Source organism: Lactobacillus mulieris, assembly GCF_007095465.1.
GTDB classification, from domain to species: Bacteria; Bacillota; Bacilli; order Lactobacillales; family Lactobacillaceae; genus Lactobacillus; species Lactobacillus mulieris.
Genome location: NZ_SDGL01000004.1, coordinates 95,554 through 115,685, shown reverse-complemented (window position 1 = coordinate 115,685; position 20,132 = coordinate 95,554). Strand labels below are relative to the sequence as shown.

Genomic DNA, 20,132 nt, shown 5'->3' with positions numbered 1-20,132 from the left:
AGTAAGGAGACACACATGAAACAAGGAACTAAAATTCTTACACTGGATAATGGCTATCATTTATGGACAAACACTCAAGGAAGCGGTGATATTCATTTACTGGCCCTACATGGCGGACCTGGTGGGAATCATGAATATTGGGAAGATACTGCTGAACAATTAAAAAAGCAAGGTTTAAATGTCCAAGTTCACATGTATGATCAATTAGGCTCTTTATACTCTGACCAACCAGATTATAATAATCCTGATATTGCCAAAAAATACCTTACTTACGAATACTTCTTAGATGAAGTTGAAGAAGTTCGACAAAAATTAGGTATTGATAATTTTTATCTCATAGGCCAAAGTTGGGGCGGATTATTAGTTCAAGAATATGCAGTTAAATATGGTAAACACTTAAAAGGCGCTATTATTTCATCAATGGTTGATGAAATTGATGAATACGTTGAAGCTGTTAATCGCAGACGCGAAGAAGTATTAACCAAAGAAGAAATTGACTTCATGCATAAGTGTGAAGCTGAAGGTAATTTTGATAATCAACGATACCAGGATGATGTTCAAATCTTGAATATTAACTTTGTTGATCGTAAACAGCCTTCGAAGTTATACCACTTAAAAGATTTAGGAGGAAGCGCAGTTTACAATGCTTTTCAAGGAGATAATGAATTTGTCATCACTGGTAAGCTAAAAGATTGGCACTTTAGAGATCAACTTCCTAACATTAAAGTACCTACTTTATTAACCTTTGGGGAACATGAAACTATGCCTATTGAAACTGCTAGAACAATGGAGAAGCTTATTCCAAATTCTCGCTTAGTTACTACTCCAAACGGAGGACACCACCATATGGTAGATAATCCTGATGTATACTATCGTCATTTAGCGCAATTTATTCAAGAAGTCGAAACTGACACATTTAACAAATAAAGACCATTTAAAAAGCTATTAGAATATTTCTCCTAATAGCTTTTTATATATAAAGATTTTATGCACGTGACTTGTAAGTACCTTCTTGCGTATTAATAACTAATTCGTCACCTTCATTAATAAAATCTGGTACAGTTACAACCAAACCTGTTTCCATAGTAGCTGGCTTACCACCACCTGCTGCGGTAGCACCCTTAATTTCGGGTTGAGTTTCTGCTACTTTCATAGTTACAGTAGCTGGTAACTCAATACCTATCAATTCGCCATCATCAGTAAACTCAAGTTGTACTTCAATATTTGGCATTAAGTAAAGAGCATCATCACCTAATTGGTCTTTAGTGATTTCATATTGTTCATAAGTTGTAGTATCCATAAAGATGTAATTATCACCTTCAGCATAAAGGTATTGTGCACCTTTTTTAGCTACTTCAACTAATTCTACTTTTTCACTTGGTCTCATTGTCTTATGAATCACTGAACCGGCACGAACATCTCTCAAGTCCATTTGCATAACTGTATTTCCCTTGCCAGGTTTGTGGTGATTACTCTTTAATACTCTCATTAGCTTTCCGTCTTGGCTAAAAATCATACCTTTTTTTAGTTCAATTGCATTTACCATAATTAATAACTCCTCTTTAAATCAAATATTTTTATACTAACTTTTCAATTACTAATTGACGGGGGCAAAGCCAGAACTTTCATCAACATATAAATAATCCAATTCATACATCTAGTATACCAAATTTAGTAGCATCTTAAATATACTGAATCAATATGATGCCCTTTTGTTTTATGTAAAACAACATTTGCTCTTGCCTTCGTTGGGGCAATAAATTCTCTTAAGTTAACCAGATTAACAGATTGCCATACTTCTTTAGCAGCATTTATCGCTTTAGTACGATCGCTGTTGGCCCAATGATAGTAATAATTATCAGGATTATCTTTATTTTGTTCCATTAATTCTTTAAAGCGACTCAAAAACCAACTCTCAATTAACTCTTCATCTGCATCAAGATAAATTGACAAATCATAAAAATCTGAACTAACAATTGTTCCATTCGGTGGTAATTGTAATGTATTAATCCCTTCAATAATTAAAATATCTGGGCTTAGAACATGACCGAATTCGTCCGGTACAATATCAGATATACCTTGAGAATATAGAGGATAAACAATATCTTCTTTTCCCCTTACTACATCTGTTAAGAAGTCATTCAAGCGTTGCATATTATAACTTTCTGGGAATCCTTTTCGACTCATCAGATTTTTAGCCTTTAGTTCATTATTTGTATATAAAAAACCATCTGTAGTCATTCTCTGAATCTTTAACTCTGGATATGTCCTTTGTAAAAGCAGACGCAACAAACGAGAGGTAGTTGATTTACCAACAGAAACTGAACCTGAAATTCCTATAATAAATGGTCGTTTAGAAATCGGTCGCTTTAAAAAATCAGCTTTTTTCTTCTCTTTTTCTTTAGATTGTTTAAACACTACCCCTATATAAGCAACTAAAGATTCATATACTTGTCGAACATCTTTAATACTTAAAACGTCACCATGTGAATTGATTTTTTCTAATTCTTCATGACTTACATTGATATTTAAATTAGGATTTAAACTTGCCCATTCTTTTCTGCTAAAGTGTGTAAAAGACTTCATAATTCACCACTCCAAATTAAAGCACTTCAAATATAAAAATAGCATAAAAAGTAAAAGCAGGCGATAATTGCCTACTTTCTTAATTTCAAAATAACCGTTAAAACAACATTTTTTCCATCATAGCTAGCATTTATTTTTCCACCAAAAACCCTTACCAAGTCTTGGGCCATGGAAAGACCTATTCCAAAGCCTCCCTTTTGACTATTATGAGATTCATCTGATCGATAAAACCGCTCAAAAAACTTATTATAATTTATACTTTTACCATCTTTAAAGCTATTTTTCACTTGCAAAATAGCATTTCTTCCTAATGATCCTTTATTCAAGTTAACACTTACTCGACCAGCTTCATCACAATATTTGTTAGCATTATCAATTAAAATATTAACCAGTTCATATAAACTTTGTTTTTCTCCATTTACAAATAAATCAGGTTCAATTTCTATATCATAATTCTTACCATCTTTTTGAATCAGACTTTTAAAACTATTAGCAGCTCTTTTTACAGAGTCAGAAAAATTAACTCGTTCTAAAATTAATTCATCTTTTTCACTCATTCTTGCTAAACTGATTAATTGATTAATTAACATCGTTAACCGCTCTACTTGTTCTTTAGTACTTTCAGTCCATTCATCACTTTTGCCTATCATTTCTTCCATTTCAGTATTTGCGGAGATAATTGCAAGCGGTGTTTTTAATTCATGACCCGCATTAGTAATAAAGCGTCGCTGTTTCTCATATGCTTCCACAATTGGTTTAATTGCTTGATTAGAAAGTAAAAACAAAATTAAAGTAAAAAAGATTAGACCACTAATTCCTAAAAAAATTGCTACTCTAAATAAATGCTTATAACTAGCGGTTATTGGCGTAGTATCAAGAAATATTGCAATCGTTTGATTAGAACTTTTACTTTTTACTAAAATAAAACGATATGGATTCGAATTAATCATAATACTACCTTCACTAGTAGTATTTTTTATAGTTCTTTTAATTAAAGAACTATTGCTAGTAATATCACTAGCTGAAATCGTAGAAATATGGGTATTATCAACTAATTTTAGCTTACCTGTACTAGATAAACTAAGAGTAAAATAGCGATACTTAAATAAAGAATCCTTATTAGAATCCGGTCCCAAGGTCTTTCGAGCAGCTTTTTGATTTAACTGGCCATTGTTTTTAGCTAAAAGTTGTAAAACATTTGTTATTTCCTTATCTGTACGGTATTGAGTCGCTAAAACGACCCCACCAAATGAAGCGAAAAGGATAATTGCCAACGACAATACTGCAACTGCGATAAATTTACGCCGAAATTTTTTAATCATCAGACCTTATCCTTTCTTTACTTGAAGCATAAAACTCCCATCTTTTTCCCCAGATATTTCCACATCAGCCCCAATGGCTTTTAATTTTTCACGTAAATATGAAACATATATCCACACAATATCCTCATCTTCGTCCGAATCTTTCCACACATGTGTAAAAATAGCCTGTGTAGAAAGTTTTTTTTCTTTATTTAATAGTAAATATTGTAGTAGTTCTGTTTCTTTATTTGATAATCTTACCGAATTTCGACTAGAAGCCTCCTGGTTTTCCACATCTAAAAATAAGTTAGCCAACTGAACTTTTTTAGTAGTATAGCTATCTTCTCGCCGCTCTTTTGAACGCAAGCGAGCTAATAATTCTTTTAATGAAAAAGGTTTTGTTAAATAATCATCAGCTCCATCATCTAGTCCTCTAACCTTATCATCTATTTCACTTTTAGCTGTCAGCATTATAATATAAGTTTTATCCCCACTTGCTCTAATTTCTTTAACAGCAGTTAGCCCATCCTTAATAGGCATCATAATGTCAAAAATCATTACATCATATGCTTTTCTTTGGGCCATTTCAACTGCTTCTTGACCATTAAATGTACTATCAACATCATATCCTTGACTTGTCATCGCTACTGTTAGAACTCGGTTTAATTGTTTTTCATCTTCTGCAAGTAATATCCTCATGATTCATCTTCCTTAATTAACTGCCGAATAGTCTGCATACTTAAATCACAGCTTGCCAACTCATCGGCTACTCTTTTCAACTCTTTGCTAATTCTTTCTGGATTTTTGATATTATGTTTGTACTTCATTTCATGTTCCAAACTTGCCCATGTATCCATCGCAATAGTTCTTAATTGAATTTCAATAAAATAATGACCTGGTTTTTGTCCCTTTATATCTTCAAAAGGAACCTCTTTTTCGATAATTAAGTGATAAGAACGATATCCATTAGGTTTAGCATTTTTTATGTAATCTTTTTTCTTAACTATGTGGATATCTTTTTTCAATTCTAATAATTTAATTACTGTATATATATCGTCAACAAAGTTAGTCACAATTCGAACGCCGATTGAATCCCTATTTTTAATCAGAGCTGATTCTGGTGTCAATGGTAGTTGCTTGCGCTGGCACTTTTCAATCATACTTTTGTCTGATTTAACTCTACCTTCAAAATGTTCATATAACTTTTGTCCATGATTTTTTTGATATTCTTCATTCATCGCAGTAATTTCTTGCCGCATATCCTCTAAAATAAGGGGCAAGTAAGCTTGATATTTTCCATAAATACTCATAGCATAACCTTCCTTATTGTTATACTTTGCATTTTAGCAGAGCTTTAAGAAAAAAGTGTGAAGAAAAAGCCATCTAAACGATGGCTTAATAATTACTTATCAATATATAAATCTTTCTTAACTTGTAAAAGAGGACTTAACTTTTCACAATAAATTATATCCAATTTATACATAGCTCGTGAAGCAATTGTATACACTAACTGACTTTCATCAAAGTTATGATAGACTTTATCACTTGCATCCCACATAACAACAGCATCAAATTCAAGCCCTTTAGCAAGATATGATGGAACTACAATTGTCCCTGGAACTAATCGTTGATTAGCTGAGGCAATTAAAGTAGTTTTTACGCTCTTTTCTTTTAATGCGGTAAAAACAGCCTTACTACTTGCTAAATCTTTAGTTATGATAGCTGTTGTCAACTTTTGAGCATCATTTTCTTTAATCACAGACATCAAACTTTCTATTTCTGCCAAAAAGTCTGCTCTCTTATAGAATGTTGGTTTCGGACCCTGTCGATTAAAGGATTCAATTTTTTCTCCCTGAACTAATATTTCTTTTGTAAATTCAGTAATCTGCTTAGTTGAGCGATACGACTTGGTCAGTTGAACAACCTCTGTTTTTTCAGGATCAAATAATGTCGATATTTGATTTAATAGGTCATGACTAGAATCCTTAGTAAAAATAGCTTGGTTTAAATCACCGAGCATTGTAAATTTAGCTCTTGGGAAGTTAAACCGTAAATAAGCAATTTGAAATGGTGTATAATCTTGAATTTCATCAACAAAAGCATATCTCATTTCATAATTGGTTCTTCGCCCTGTAATCAAATCATATAAGTATAAATAAGCACTTACATCCGTCATTTTTATTTTCTTATTCTTAAAACCAGTTATAACTTCTGATATATGCTTATCCCATTCTTCTTGTGAAAATCCATATTTAGTGAAGTCTACACTTTTGCCCACTAATCGTAGAAAATTAATATATTGCCGGCGGATATTCAAAAACTGATTATGATTAATTTTCTTATTAACTTTTTGAAGTTCCTTTATTACTATTTTTCTAGCTAAAAAACGTTCTTCTTTTTCACTTGATTCAAATTCTTGATCTGGTCGATCATATAGTTGATTCAGTTGTTCCTGACTAAGATTTTCTATTATATCTGCAACCCAAGCTTTTTTACTTTCACTAGTAATCATATGGTTCAAACTATTAACCAAGCTTTCGCGGGTCGCATCAATTCTATTAGACAATTTATAATTAGGTGGGAATGAATAATATATATCCTTTATTTTTTCTTTGCTGAAAAATGGTTTGTCTTTATCTCGGAAATAAAGATCTTTGAACACCATTCCCTTCTCTTTTAAGAGCTGTGCATAACGTGTAACAAGTTTAAAGAAATAAATTGAATCTTTAAAGTCCTTTATTTTATTATTTTTTTCTGAATTTTCAAATTGTTCAAATAAGTTTTCTACAGCTATTCCTGGCAAACGACGACTAGCAAATTGCCAGTATGTCATTTGTACCATATTTTGTTCACCCATTTCTGGTAGAACATTTTCAATATAGTCATTAAAAAGCTGATTAGGACTAAACATAATTACATTTGAACTAGTCAAATTTCCTCGATAACGATATAGAAGATACGCTATTCTTTGCAAAATTGCACTAGTTTTACCACTACCAGCAGCTCCTTGAACAAAAAGCAAGTCCGCACTAGTATTACGGATTATTTTATTTTGTTCTTTTTGAATTGTAGTAACGATTGATTTCATTTGTGTTGAAGACTTTTCTCCCAACACTTCTAATAACATTTGATCACCAATTGATTCATTGGTATCAAACATATTTTCAATATGACCATTTTCAATCATAAATTGACGTTTCTTGGTCATATTAACTTCTTGTTCACCACTAGGTGCATGATAAGTAACTTTACCTAGCTTACCATCATAATAAATTGAAGAAATTGGAGCACGCCAATCATAAATTAAAAAGTGATCATCACGATCAGCAAAAGATCCTAAACCGATATAAATAGTTTCTGGCTTTTCACCTACTTCTTCAAAGTCTACTCTTGCAAAATATGGCTTTTTTTCTAATCTTTTAAGAGTAGACAATTGCTTACTTGAATGTTGCCAAGCATTTTGTCTTTCAGCTAACATTTGTTGTTGCTGGTGAATGGATAAAGCCGTATCCATCGAAGTTGAATAGCCATCATAATCCAATTTTAAATCATCGAAAAAATGAGCATTCAAATTACGCGCTTCTTTTTCAGCAGATTTAATCGATCCCGCTAATTTAGCTTCTTTTTTCTTAATTAGACCTAAAACTTCATCTAAGTGGGCTTGTTCATATCTTTTTTCATTCTCAAAATTATTCAAAACTTTCCCACCCTTTCTAAAAATCTTGCATACTATTGTAGCATATCTAATCTTTAAGTTATAATCTGATGCATTTTAGAGTTTCTTTAACAAGCTTTGATAATTTATTCACAGCTTTTTCAAAACTTCTAGATATATTTTTAGTCAAAAATGGATTATTGTATTAATGAGGAAATAAATAAGATGAAAATTATCAATAAATTATTAAAGTTGGGTATTTGGGTTGGATTAATCGCTTTTGCTGTCCACTTATATCAAAATGATACTTCTATACAAACTGCAGCTAAAGACTCAGTAGCTTTTTTACAAACTAAAGTTACACAGTTAGTATATCCAAACAGTAAATCAAGTGCTAATGACGATCATAATTCAACTAACAACTATACTTGGTCAAGCAATAATGCTACTGTATATATCGACTTAGATAATCAAATTTTATACAATGCTGCCGTTAATGCCATTAATAGTTGGAATAGTACTGGAGCTTTTACTTTTAAAATTGTCAATTCTAAAAAGAATGCTAATATCATAATAAAGGCAATGAATGATGATTCAACTAACGCAGCTGGATTAACAAACACTTCCTACAATCCTGTCTCTCATCACTTACTCAAGGCAGTTGTTAAACTTAATGAATATTATTTGCTAAATCAGTGGTTCGGCTATGATAATCAAAGAATTGTTAATACGGCTGAACATGAATTAGGACATGCGATTGGATTAAGTCATACTAAAGAAGTTAGTGTAATGTATCCTGAGGGTTCTTATTACACAATCCAACCTAGAGATATAAGTAATGTAAAGCAACTATATGGAGAAAATAATCAATCTTCATCTAGTTCAATTAATGCAGCATAAAAATGAGGAGTAAATATGAAAAAGGTTTATATTATTCGCCATGGTCGAACTTACATTAATCACTATAATAAAATGCAAGGTTGGTGTGATACACCATTAACTAATGAAGGAATTGATGGGGCGAAAAAGGTTGCCCAAGTTCTTAAAAATATTCCTTTTGATCTAGCTTTGTCTAGTGATACTAAAAGAGCAAGCGATACTTGCGAATTGATTATGAAAGAAAATATAAATCATAATCAATTACAGCATCTGACAAGTAAGTTCTTTAGAGAACAGTTTTATGGTTATTTCGAGGGTATGGACTCTGACATGGCTTGGCGCATGATTGCGGGACCGGTAGGTTTACGTAACTTACAAGACTTACTCGATAATTATTCAATCGATGAAATAAAAGATTTAATGAAAAAATCTGATCCATATCATGATGCAGAAAACGCCCAAGAATACTGGAGCCGATTAGAACAAGGCTTAGATTTAATTCGCCAATTAGATGGGTATGAAAATATTTTACTAGTTACACATGGTTTTACCATTAGATCTCTTGTCGCGAAATATGGCAAAGGAACGTTTGATATCAAAACAGGCCCACGAAATTCATCTATTACTATGATGGAATTAACTGATACTGATACTAAAATCACTAGTTATAATCAACTTACTTTATAAAAAATAGGATTCTCCTAATAATGGAGAGTCCTATTTTTAATTAATAGTTTTCTATTTTAGAAAAATCAAAATCAGAGAACCAAACCTTAGCTTCACGTTCAGCACTTTCTTGGCTATCGGAAGTATGAATCACATTGCGAATATTATCATCTGGCCATTCTCTACCAAAATCACCACGAATAGTGCCCATCTCTGCACTAGATGGATTAGTTGCCCCAGCCATTTTATGCAATACTTCAATCACATGGGTTCCTGAAACAATTATTCCAATCATGGGACCAGAAGTCATATAGTTCAATAAGTGGGGAAAATATGGCTTACCAACACTATCAATATAATGTTCATTGAGCTGATCTTCAGTTGCATTAATCACTTTTAGTGCTTCAATTTTATAGCCACGATTTTCAATTCTAGTAATAATATCACCAACATGACCTGCTTTAACACCGTCTGGTTTAACAAGAACCAAACTATATTCATTTTGAATCATCATTTTACTCCTTCTTACAGTATACCTATCTATTAAATTAGGATACCAAACTAAGAGAACTTTGGCGATTTTCTTTAATTACTTAACCTTTTTTAAAGCAATTGACTGATACAATTTAATAGTTGCAAAGTAATAAATTAAATAAAGAAGCAAGAAAATTGTAAATGGAATCCAAAAATCTTGGTATGGCTTAATAACGATTCTCTCAAAGAGTTTTAGACCAAATAAAACATGACATAGTCCCAAAACCGCTGGCAAGAAGAACAAAATCCCTACTTCTTGATTAATAGCACTTTTAATTTGCTTATCTCTAAAGCCTAATTTGGAAAGCATTTGATATCTTATCTGATCTTTTTTAGCTCCTGTTAATACTTTAAACATTAAAGTTGATGCAAGCATTGCCAAAAAAGCAACTCCCAAAAAGAATCCCATAAACTCAAAGCCGGATACTAAACCAATTACCATTTGGTAGGCCACTGGTCGCAAAGGAACTAAGCCCTGTGAACTATCAGTTTGCTCTTCATTTAATTCTTTTAAATTGGAATAGTTTGCTCGCATGTCTTTAGTTCTTATCAATTGAAATTGCTTAACTTTTCCAGTTAATTTTTGGTATTCACTGTTTGAAACAAATTGGATTTTTTTACCAGTTTGAAGAAATTCTTGAAGCAATTCTGTCATCTGTGCTATTTCATTCTTTTTAGCGGTTAACTTCACAGTTTTCATATGTTCAATAGCATCTGACTGACTAGAAACTGCTTTTTCATCAAAAACTAGATTTACCAGAGGTGTTTTCTTAAAAGAAGATTGATTAAAATAAATCACTTTGTTAGTTTCTTTGAAATTATACCTTGCTGTTGTCTTGCCTTTAATTTCTTTTAAAAGCCGAGTAGTTTTCGCTGTTTCTTTTTGTACAACTGCATCGTAATAAGTGGTTGAGGCATATTGATTCTTATAACTCTCAAATCTCATCCCTACAGTAATTGCTCCTAAAGCAAGAGCAAAGAAGATTGAAATCGCCGCTAAAATTTGAGTATATTCTTCTATTCTGAATTTTAATTGTCCTAAAGTAAAAGAATGTAATTTTTTATAAAGTATCTGATGTCGCAATCTTAAAAAGTCAATGGCCATTCCCAAACTAGCTTTAAAGAAGAAATAAGAGCCAAAAGTAATTGTAAAGAATGAAGCGACTATGATCTTTAAATCAATATCTTTTTTTAGTAATAAAGAATATCCTGTAGCAAGTAAGCCAATCCCCAAAATTGCAAAAATAATTCTAAGGAATTTCTTTTTGGTAATCGTTACTGGAGATTGTTCTTCTTTCAGCAATTTAATAACTGGCGTTTTAGTCAACTTAATTCGATTAAAGATTGCTGCTAAAAAGAAAATAGCAATATAAAACAATACAGTATACAAAACTGCATTAAATACAAAAGATGAATATGAACTGATTTTTATTTGAATCAAGTTCAATAACATATCAGTTACAACATGACTTACCAATATTCCTAATAAAATACCTACAATCGTTGATAAAAAACCTGTAATCAACGTTTCACTAAAAATCAAATTACCTATTTTTCTCGATTTAGCTCCTAACATTAAATAGGTACCATAATCTTTCTTTCTCATACTTAATAAGAAATTATTAGCAAAATTTACATAGGCAACTGTAATAATTCCTAATAAAATAGCCCCAAAAATAAAAATATATTGAGTAATACTAATGGAGAAAGACATATTTTTTCTTAAAAAAGCTGGATTCAAAGCAAGTGACAAAAACATATAAAATATCGTACTTGAAATTACTAATCCAGAAAAAAGAACTAAATAATCTTTAAAGCGCGACTTTATGCCCGTTAATGATAATTTCCAAATCATCTTTTTTCTCCTCATTAATTTTCTAATGTACCTAACTTATCAATTAATTCTTGATAAAAATCTTTTCTTTCCTTATTCCCCTTAGCTAACTCCGAATCGATTTTTCCATCTTTGATAAAAATAATTCTTTTACCAAAACTGGCAGAGAAGGGATCATGAGTAACCATTAAAGTAGTTACCCCTTGTTCATTAAGTTCTTCCATAGTAGTCAATAATTCTCTTGCACTTTTTGAATCAAGTGCTCCTGTTGGTTCATCAGCAAGTAATATTGCCGGTTCATGAACTAATGCTCTACTTGCTGCTACTCTTTGTTTTTGTCCTCCAGATAGCTGAGCAGGATACTTATCTAATAAATCAGCTATTTCTAAACGATTGGCTACTTTCTCAACTAACGGATTTATCTTTTTAACGGGATAGTTTTGCAATGAAAGTGGCAATGCAATATTTTCGCGAACACTTAAATTCTCTAGTAAATTAAAATCTTGGAAAATAAATCCAATCTCTTTTCCTCTAAAGTCAGCCATAGCATTCTTATTCAAATTGCTAATGTCTTTTCCATTAATTTCTACTCGACCTGTAGTTGGCTTATCTAATGTTGATAATATATTTAGTAAAGTTGTTTTTCCTGAACCTGAAGCCCCCATAATAACAATAAAATCACCCTTTTTAGCTTCAAATGATATTCCTTTGAGAGCTGTAAATTGTTTTTGACCTTTCTTTCCATAAGTTTTTGTAATTTCTTTTACATTGACTAAGTTTGACATATTCTTTCCTCCTTTTTGAAATACTGTTCTATTCAAATATTACACTACAATAATAAAACGACATTGTCAATCATTTCAACTTCATTTTCACCACAAATAATCTATTAATTTGCTTCCAGTTATGAATACCCCTTAAAATAAAAATGAACACAAAGAAAGAAAGGTATCTATAATGATTGATAATCAGCCTCAAAAAACTAAAGTAGTTGTTGCTGGTGTTAACTTAAGTGATCCTAATTTTGATTATTACATGACTGAGCTTGTAAATTTATCTGAAGCTAATAATATGCTAGTAGTAGGACAAGTTAGACAAAATCTTGAGCAAATATACGGTGGTACATATTTTGGATTGGGTAAGCTTAATGAGATAAAAAACTTAGCTCATGGTTTGCATGCAACTGCAGTTGTTTTAAATGACGAATTAACACCAATGCAAATTAGAAATATCGAAAAAATAACTAAATTAGAAGTAATTGATCGAACTGAATTGATTTTAGAAATTTTTGCAAATCGTGCAAAAACTCGTCAAGCTAAATTGCAGGTTCAACTTGCTAGACTTCAATATGAACTTCCTCGCCTCCATCCTAGTGAAAACACATTAGATCAACAACGTGGTGGTGGAAGTGTTAATCGTGGTTCTGGAGAAAGTAAATTAGAATTAAATCGTCGAACAATTGATAAACAAATTACTACTATCAAAAAAGAGCTACAAAATGTAGCTACACAAGAAGAAATAAAATCAAAGAGAAGAAATAATTCTAAACTACCACAAGTCGCTCTTGTTGGTTATACTAATGCTGGTAAATCGACCACTATGAATGGATTGCTAAAAGTTTTTGGCAGCGATACTGGTAAAGAGGTATTCGTAAAAAACATGCTTTTTGCTACACTCGACACTAGCGTACGCAGAATTAATTTTGATGGAACTAACGATTTCATTATTTCTGATACTGTAGGCTTTATTTCTAAATTGCCACATAATTTAATTGAGTCTTTTAAAGCCACATTAAAAGAAGCAAGTGATGCAGATCTGATTGTAAATGTTGTCGATAGTAGCGATTCAAACATGCTTCAAATGATTAAAACTACCCAAAAAGTTCTTCATGAAATTGGAATTACTAATGTTCCAATTGTAACAGCATATAATAAAGCTGATTTAACAACTAAAAAATTTCCAGAAATTGAGGGAAATGATATTTTATATAGTGCCAAAGATAGTGAGTCAATTAAGGTTTTAGCAAAATTTATCACTAAACGTGTTTTTTCTAATTACAAGTCTTTAAATATTAAGTTGCCACTTAATGCTGGCGCCTTGCTATCCTATTTACATGAAAATGGTGATGTTAAAAAGGAAGAATATACCAATACCGGGATTTTAATTACAGTAAAACTATCTCCAAAAGACTATTCCAAATTTTCCATATACAAACAAAAAAGCGAATGACACATTCGCTTTTTTAATTTGTAATCTTAATGTAATTAATGTAACACTATTGTAACAATTAGAGGTATAATGAATATGAAAAGTTGAGGAGACACATTATGAAAAAGTATACAAAATAACAATGCTAACTAGCGTTGCCCTACTAACGTTAACACTGGCTACTAATAATCATTCTGTATATGCTGCTGACTTTAGTCAGGAAGAAAGCCAACAAGTAGTCGACTATCAGAAGCAATATCAAGCAATCGATAAATCAACCTATTCAAATCAAAATATGTATGATTCTACGCCTACAGACACTGATTCTGGCAAACTAAACTCTCAATATATAAAAACTTCTTTAGATTATATTAACTATTATCGGAAACTAGCTGGATTAAATGCTGAAACTACAACAGATTCTGCAAATAATGATGCACAATTGGCAGCTTGGGCTTTGGCAAAAGTTAACTACCCCGTTTCTAAAGATGCTCATGGAATTTTAAATACCCAAAAGCCAGAAGGAATGACTGACAGCGATTGGGATAAAGCACAATTAGCTAGTTTTGGAAATATTACATTTACCCATAATTATGACGGTTCATCAAACCCTGAAACAGATGTTAACAGCTCGTTTTTAGATAACAATAATATTGATGGTACTGCACTAACTGGACATCGGGATTTACTATTATCTGCTCGTGCGAGCAGAATAGGTTTTGGTGCAGCTATTGGGACTAATAAAATTAAATATACAGTCCAAAATGGGGTTTTTGCTGATGATTTACTAAAAAGCAATATTTGGGCTGATGTTTCATTTCCGAGCAAAGAACTTTATCCTATAGAATTGTTGCAACACGAGAACACACCTTGGTCTATTTATTTAGGAAATACAGAAGTAGTTGGTACACCAGTGATTACTATCACAGATAAAGATACTGGAAAAACTTATACAGCTACTAATGTCAAAAATCTCGGAAGATTTAATTGGGCATATGGCTATAAAACCACTATTGATTATATGCCTACTGGGGTTGAACTAGTATTAGGACATGAGTACCTAGTTAAAGTTGGCAATGTTTATTCATATAGTTTTAAATTATTTAGTCAGCTAGGTAATGGAGTACCTGTGACTAAACTTCCTCAAACAGTTACCAATCAAAAAACGAAGCCTCTCCAAATTCAAAAAAGCACTTTTGAAAATAAATCTAACATTAAATCATCTGTAAAATCACAATTAATAAAAAGCTCTAATGCAATAGCTAGCCAAAAAACATTGCCACAAACTGGTAATAAGTCTTGGCTTCTAGCTTTAATGGGATTCTTATCTATTACATTGGGACTGGCAGTAGGTAAAAAATATAATTAATTTTATACAAAAAAGGCATCTAAAAAGATGCCTTTTTTAATTTCGTTATATTTTATTATAATACACGCTTAGCAACTGATGGGTAGAAGTATTGGCTAATACTTTGCTTAATAACACCTTGACTAGGAGTAGCTGCGTGAATGTATTGCCCATTACCAACATAAATACCTACGTGATAAGGTGCACTTGCTGAACCCCAGAACAATAAGTCTCCTGGTTGTAAGTTGTTCATTGAAACGGTTGTACCGTGATTTACTTGAACATAAGTTGTGCGGCCAAGTGAAATGCCAACTTGTGAATATACATAGTTTACTAAACCAGAGCAATCAAATGCTGATGGACCATTTCCACCCCAAACATAAGCTTTACCAAGTTGTGCTGAAGCTAATGATACAACCTTAGCTGCTGATGAAGTAGTTGCTTGAGTAGTGTTAGATGCTGATGAACTTGAACCATTATTTGATGAAGCACTTACGTTTGAACTTGAGCTAGTATTTGATGAACCACCAAGAGTATACTTAGCCATAATCCATTGTGCACCACCTAAGTTGTACCACAATTCACCATTTGAATCAGTTGCTTCTGCGAAAACTCTCCAGCTTGAACCATGTGGTAAAATTTTACCAGTAAGCTCTGGATTATTATAATTGTTCCATACAGCAATACCATAGCCTGGAACATAATTTACAGTGGCAACTGAAACACGAGGCTGTGATACCTTGCTTGTTGATGAATCTGAAGAACTAGCATCAACAGTGTACTTAGCCATAATCCATTGTGCACCACCTAAGTTGTACCACAATTCACCATTTGAATCAGTTGCTTGTGCAAATACTCTCCAAGCAGTACCATGTGCTAACTTCTTACCAGCAATAAGTTCTGGATTGTTGTAGTTATTCCATACAGCAATACCATAACCAGGAACATAATTAATCTTTACTGCATATGGTAAAGTTGCAGCGTGTACAGAAGTAGGCGCATTTAAAGTGTTTACAGTTGCAACACCAGCTAATGCAAATGCAGTTGCAGCAGAAATCTTAGCTAAATTACGTTTAAAATTCATAAATATAATTTCCTCTCAAAAATCTTCGGTAGCGAGTTTTTAAAGCTACATATTTTGTTTCTCAATTAATTCAGTATTTATAATACAAGAGCAATGTTACACGAGTGTTACAAAATTAAATCTTTAGTGTTAAAAAACATTACAAAGGCAGGCTTGTATGTAACAATATCTAATTTTTTCGTAACTTAGTTATGATTTTATCGATTTTTCTTTGCGTTTCTTCTAAATTATCATTAATCAAAATATGGGAATATTTTTTTAAGCCTTCACTTAATTGGAGATCTCGCTTAAATTCGCGGCTATTAATTCTTTTTAGAATTTCAGTTGGCTCATCACCACGCTCCACAAGTCTTTCTTCTAAAGTATCTAAATTTGAAACTTTTAAGTAGATAAAATAAAACTGATTTGGTTGCAACTTTTCAACATAAGATTTCACACCAGCTGTATCTACAATTATTGAAACAATATCACTAGTTTCCCATGCTTTTTCTAAGCCTTCTCTACTTGAACCATATTGATATGAGCCATATTTAACGCTTTCAAATAAGTGAAGCTTTGAAAAACTTTCTTCAGTTTCAAAATAATAAGCTTCTTTATTTTCACCTGGCCTGATTGCTCTTGTAGTATGCGTTAAAACACGTGGAATTTGATATTTTTCTTCTAAATAGTCAGATATTGTGGTTTTTCCTGCTCCACTTGGTCCTGCAATTATAATTAATTTTTTCAAAAATAACTCTCCCCGCTTGAAATTCATTAACTTATATAATAGTATTTCACTATCGTTGAAATAAAAAGAGAGAAAAGGCGAGAAAATGAAAAAAAATGATGTAAAAATCGGAGCAATTGTTGAAGCAAGATCTCAAGAAGAATTGAAATGTCCATTCCAAGGTAAAGTAGAAAAGATTTATGAAAATTCTGCATTGCTATCAATTACTTCTTTTGATCCTAAAGATGCAGCTTCAGTTAGTGATTTAAATAATAAAATGGTAATTAATTTTAAATATTTAAAAGCAGTAAAATCACCGAAAAAGTCTGCAAAGACACCTTCAAGCAATGATGTTAAGATTTCTAAAATTGATGATGATTCATCAAATAAAAAGTAAATATTTTCTATTTAGCATAATCTGAGGTCTTAAATTAAGGCCTTTTTTTTGTTAACATAAATGTAACTTCTATGGTGAGGAGAATACCTGTGAATAACAAAATAAAAAAGAGTCTGTATTGGTTTATATTATTGCAACCATTTTTAGATTTTTATTGGTTTTATAACCCACCTCTTTCAACTATCCTACCTTTTACTTTTCCAACAATAATTCGAATCTTTGCAGTTGCAACCTTGTTGGGGATGTTTTTTAGTAAAAAATATCATTGGCAAAAAATAGGTAAGCACTGGTGGATAATAGCTTACACAATAGTTTTAATTATATATTCTGCACTTCACATTTGGCATGTCAAATCTTTTGTTAGTGTTAATCCTAATGATTACGGATATACAACTACAGGAGAAATATTTTATCTAATTAGAATGTTTTTACCTATTGTTGTTCTTTACATAACAGCTAACTCTAATACAGAAAAAAAAGACTTCGTTCGCGTTATTCAGAGCTTAGTAGCTTCAATATCAATTACTATTGTATTAAGCAATTTATTCTTAATATCATTAATGTCTTATGGTAATCAATTCATTCAAGGAAATATTTTTTCTTGGTTTAGTGGGAAAAGAATGAGCTATTTTCTTTTAGCTTCTAAGGGTTTTTTTAACTTTGCCAACACAATAAGTGCAATCTTATTTATGTTATTACCACTAATGCTCTATATACTAGTAACCCAATTTAATTTAATAAATGTTATTCTGTATATTTTTCAATCACTCGCAATGCTAGAATTAGGTACAAAAGTAGCAGCATATGGACTAATAATTTCAAGTGCTATATTTGTATTTCTTTATTTAATTCATCATTTTGTTTTTAAAAACATTAAAATCAACAATTATGCTATAAGTATTATTGTTTTAGGTACACTCGCTACCGGCTTAATTTTTCCTTTTTCCCCTGCGATTCAACGTGGTAATTTCGAAGAAAAAATTACTGAACTTCGTTCAAATAAAAAAAATCACATAAAATCACATAAACAAGTTGATGTCAGTCAAACTTTAAAAGAAGGACTTAAAAAGCATTCTGGTAAAAAAAGGGAAAAATTCTTAAAAAATTTCTTTGCTAAATACAGTGATTTTTATTCACTTAACTCACGATTTGTAAAACAAAGTTATTCATATAAATATGATCCTGAATTTTGGCTAGAAATCATAAAATTGCCCGTTCAAGATAGAATGAATAATCGCCTTATTGAGCAAAAAATGCTGAATCAAGTACTAAAAACTAACAATAATAAACTAGATAAATGGTTGGGGATTTCTTATGTTAGAGAAACTAATATCTTTAATCTTGAAAGAGATTTTATCGCCCAAACATATTCATTAGGCTTAATAGGAATGATAATATTTGTAGGTATTTACCTAGTAATATTAATCTATGCTGGATTTAAATGGATTATTAATTCTCAAAATAGATCCTTCTTAAATTCTTGCTTACTAACATCTAGTAGCTTTTTGATTTTTTCTTCATACTATTCTGGAAATGTAATGGACTTTTTAACAGCCACTTTAATTCTAAGTTTTATTATGGGCTATCTATTGAAAAGTTTAAATACTACAAAAAAGGCCGCTTAACGCGGCCTTTTTTAATTCTTAACTTCTCTAACAAAAGTAGAGTCGGGAACTCTTATTAAGTAATATCTAAGTGCGGTTCTCCCCACATGTAAGCCCAATCCATTTTGCCAAGTGTTTTTATATTTGGCCTCATAAATAGCAACGTAAGCCTTTTGATATTTAGTATCATATTTTGCTAACACTTGCTTGGAATATGGTAATTTTTGCGCCACTGTATTTAACGCTACACTACCATCAGAAATAGTTGCCCAATCACTTGTTACTGAATATTGATTTCCCTCAGTAAAGAAACTATATCTTTGATACAATTTCTTTTTTTGTACCGAATTACTAGTCACATAATATGAGCGATCTGATGCTGAAGATAGCACTAATGGCTTGTATTCAATACTTTGTTCAATCTGACTTTTTACAGTTAAACTAGGATTGTCAAAGAAACTATTTTGGATCTGTATAAAAAGACCTATTAATAATATTAATATTTCCAAAAAGTCTAATCCCAAAGTACGCCAAGTAAAATGTTTTTGCTGCATGACTATCATTTTTAAATGTCGTTTTCGGATATGATACGATATAAAAATTAAATAGCCTAAAAGAACTAACCAAACTAATATACCCAGCCAATTCCAATTAAACATAAGCTAATTCCTCCTTGTAACTTTTAGTATAAGTTACTTGGCATTCATAAAAAAGAAAAAATCATGATTAAAATCATGATTTTTTCTTTGTTTTTTCTTTTGTCTTTTTAGCCGATACAGTTTTTTCAGGCTTAACATAATTACGAACATCAACTAACTTTTGATTAATTAAATCAGCAAAATGATCCGCAATTATTTCTTCATTTAAATCATCTACTCCAGCTAGTTCTTCAATCCAAAATTTAGAAGCATTTATATATTCACTAGAAACTTCAAAATAAATTTTAACTGGCAATGGTTCGTCAGCAGAAACAAAATTTCCAATTTTTTTGTAATTGGCATATGGCAAATTAACCACATTAGTTTCTAAAATAAAACTAGCTGGTCTTTGTCCTGTTACATCAAGTTGTACATGAGCTAGAGAATTATGCTTCAATGCTGCTAAAACTTGTTTTACTAAGTTCTGACTGATAGTTTTCACTTTTGATTTAGTTAATGCCGAATATTTCTCTGTTTCAAGATCTTGAATATAATCTTCATTTTCAATTTTTTCTAGTAGGTCTTTTAATAGTATTTTCAAAGCTTAACCTCTTTAATGTATCAAATATATCTTTCAAGATTTAGATTAACTAATTACCCAATATTTATCAACTATGAATTAAATAACTTTT

20 protein-coding genes are annotated in these 20,132 nt (G+C 31.4%); 7 read left to right on the top strand and 13 right to left on the bottom strand.

Annotated features, from left to right (window positions below):
- Positions 1-15: 15 nt before the first annotated feature.
- Positions 16-927 (top strand): proline-specific peptidase family protein, encoded by a 912-nt coding sequence (locus ETI37_RS02690; protein ID WP_006586270.1) that lies wholly within the window; start codon positions 16-18, stop codon positions 925-927.
- Between the two features lie 58 nt (positions 928-985).
- On the opposite strand, the gene efp is transcribed toward ETI37_RS02690, so the two are convergent.
- From efp to helD, 6 genes are all read right to left on the bottom strand, one after another.
- A complete protein-coding gene (gene efp / locus ETI37_RS02685) occupies positions 986-1,546 on the bottom strand; it encodes an elongation factor P (protein WP_006586269.1) in 561 nt (186 codons plus the stop codon).
- A 125-nt stretch (positions 1,547-1,671) separates the two neighbouring features.
- Complete coding sequence (coaA, locus tag ETI37_RS02680) at positions 1,672-2,586, bottom strand: type I pantothenate kinase (RefSeq protein ID WP_006586268.1); 915 nt, start codon at positions 2,584-2,586, stop codon at positions 1,672-1,674.
- A gap of 71 nt (positions 2,587-2,657) precedes the next feature.
- Entirely contained in the window at positions 2,658-3,908 is a 1,251-nt protein-coding gene (locus tag ETI37_RS02675; RefSeq protein ID WP_006586267.1) for a sensor histidine kinase, read from the bottom strand.
- Between the two features lie 6 nt (positions 3,909-3,914).
- Entirely contained in the window at positions 3,915-4,586 is a 672-nt protein-coding gene (locus ETI37_RS02670) for a response regulator transcription factor (protein WP_006586266.1), read from the bottom strand.
- Positions 4,583-5,197 carry a GTP pyrophosphokinase gene (locus ETI37_RS02665; RefSeq protein WP_006586265.1) on the bottom strand — a complete coding sequence of 205 codons (615 nt, stop codon included), beginning with the start codon at positions 5,195-5,197 and terminating at the stop codon, positions 4,583-4,585. Before ETI37_RS02665 ends, ETI37_RS02670 begins: the two co-directional genes overlap by 4 nt.
- 92 nt (positions 5,198-5,289) lie before the next feature.
- Positions 5,290-7,584 carry an RNA polymerase recycling motor HelD gene (gene helD, locus ETI37_RS02660; RefSeq protein WP_006586264.1) on the bottom strand — a complete coding sequence of 765 codons (2,295 nt, stop codon included), beginning with the start codon at positions 7,582-7,584 and terminating at the stop codon, positions 5,290-5,292.
- A gap of 183 nt (positions 7,585-7,767) precedes the next feature.
- On the opposite strand from helD, the gene ETI37_RS02655 reads away from it, so the two are divergent.
- Both ETI37_RS02655 and ETI37_RS02650 read left to right on the top strand, forming a co-directional pair.
- Positions 7,768-8,442: a matrixin family metalloprotease gene (locus ETI37_RS02655; RefSeq protein WP_006587600.1), complete on the top strand. Its 675-nt coding sequence runs from the start codon at positions 7,768-7,770 to the stop codon at positions 8,440-8,442.
- Positions 8,443-8,457: 15 nt separating this feature from the next.
- Complete coding sequence (locus ETI37_RS02650; RefSeq protein ID WP_006586262.1) at positions 8,458-9,108, top strand: histidine phosphatase family protein; 651 nt, start codon at positions 8,458-8,460, stop codon at positions 9,106-9,108.
- A 40-nt stretch (positions 9,109-9,148) separates the two neighbouring features.
- On the opposite strand, the gene ndk is transcribed toward ETI37_RS02650, so the two are convergent.
- The 3 genes from ndk to ETI37_RS02635 all read right to left on the bottom strand — a co-directional run bounded on the left by ndk (position 9,149) and on the right by ETI37_RS02635 (position 12,240).
- Positions 9,149-9,598 carry a nucleoside-diphosphate kinase gene (ndk, locus tag ETI37_RS02645; RefSeq protein ID WP_006587599.1) on the bottom strand — a complete coding sequence of 150 codons (450 nt, stop codon included), beginning with the start codon at positions 9,596-9,598 and terminating at the stop codon, positions 9,149-9,151.
- A gap of 78 nt (positions 9,599-9,676) precedes the next feature.
- The gene (locus ETI37_RS02640; RefSeq protein WP_022091393.1) at positions 9,677-11,476 is read right to left on the bottom strand and encodes an ABC transporter permease; all 1,800 of its coding nucleotides are present in this window, start codon (positions 11,474-11,476) and stop codon (positions 9,677-9,679) included.
- Positions 11,477-11,490: 14 nt separating this feature from the next.
- Entirely contained in the window at positions 11,491-12,240 is a 750-nt protein-coding gene (locus tag ETI37_RS02635; protein WP_006587598.1) for an ABC transporter ATP-binding protein, read from the bottom strand.
- 172 nt (positions 12,241-12,412) lie between these two features.
- Here ETI37_RS02635 and hflX point away from each other — a divergent pair, with 172 nt between their 5' ends.
- Both hflX and ETI37_RS02625 read left to right on the top strand, forming a co-directional pair.
- A complete protein-coding gene (gene hflX / locus ETI37_RS02630) occupies positions 12,413-13,684 on the top strand; it encodes a GTPase HflX (RefSeq protein ID WP_006586258.1) in 1,272 nt (423 codons plus the stop codon).
- Between the two features lie 121 nt (positions 13,685-13,805).
- A complete protein-coding gene (locus tag ETI37_RS02625; RefSeq protein WP_143458386.1) occupies positions 13,806-15,032 on the top strand; it encodes a CAP domain-containing protein in 1,227 nt (408 codons plus the stop codon).
- Positions 15,033-15,087: 55 nt separating this feature from the next.
- On the opposite strand, the gene ETI37_RS02620 is transcribed toward ETI37_RS02625, so the two are convergent.
- Positions 15,088-15,801 (bottom strand): C40 family peptidase, encoded by a 714-nt coding sequence (locus tag ETI37_RS02620; RefSeq protein WP_373369256.1) that lies wholly within the window; start codon positions 15,799-15,801, stop codon positions 15,088-15,090.
- A 463-nt stretch (positions 15,802-16,264) separates the two neighbouring features.
- Positions 16,265-16,849, bottom strand: coding sequence for a guanylate kinase (locus ETI37_RS02615; RefSeq protein ID WP_006586255.1), 585 nt, complete (start codon positions 16,847-16,849; stop codon positions 16,265-16,267).
- A 58-nt stretch (positions 16,850-16,907) separates the two neighbouring features.
- On the opposite strand from ETI37_RS02615, the gene ETI37_RS02610 reads away from it, so the two are divergent.
- Positions 16,908-17,198: a hypothetical protein gene (locus ETI37_RS02610; protein ID WP_006586254.1), complete on the top strand. Its 291-nt coding sequence runs from the start codon at positions 16,908-16,910 to the stop codon at positions 17,196-17,198.
- Between the two features lie 89 nt (positions 17,199-17,287).
- On the top strand, positions 17,288-18,823 hold the full coding sequence (locus ETI37_RS02605; RefSeq protein ID WP_006587595.1) for an O-antigen ligase family protein: 1,536 nt from the start codon (positions 17,288-17,290) through the stop codon (positions 18,821-18,823).
- A gap of 11 nt (positions 18,824-18,834) precedes the next feature.
- Here the strand turns inward: ETI37_RS02605 and ETI37_RS02600 are convergent, their stop codons facing one another.
- Positions 18,835-19,461: an LVIS_2131 family protein gene (locus tag ETI37_RS02600; protein ID WP_006587594.1), complete on the bottom strand. Its 627-nt coding sequence runs from the start codon at positions 19,459-19,461 to the stop codon at positions 18,835-18,837.
- A gap of 73 nt (positions 19,462-19,534) precedes the next feature.
- Positions 19,535-20,041 (bottom strand): hypothetical protein, encoded by a 507-nt coding sequence (locus tag ETI37_RS02595; protein ID WP_006586251.1) that lies wholly within the window; start codon positions 20,039-20,041, stop codon positions 19,535-19,537.
- Positions 20,042-20,132: the final 91 nt, after the last annotated feature.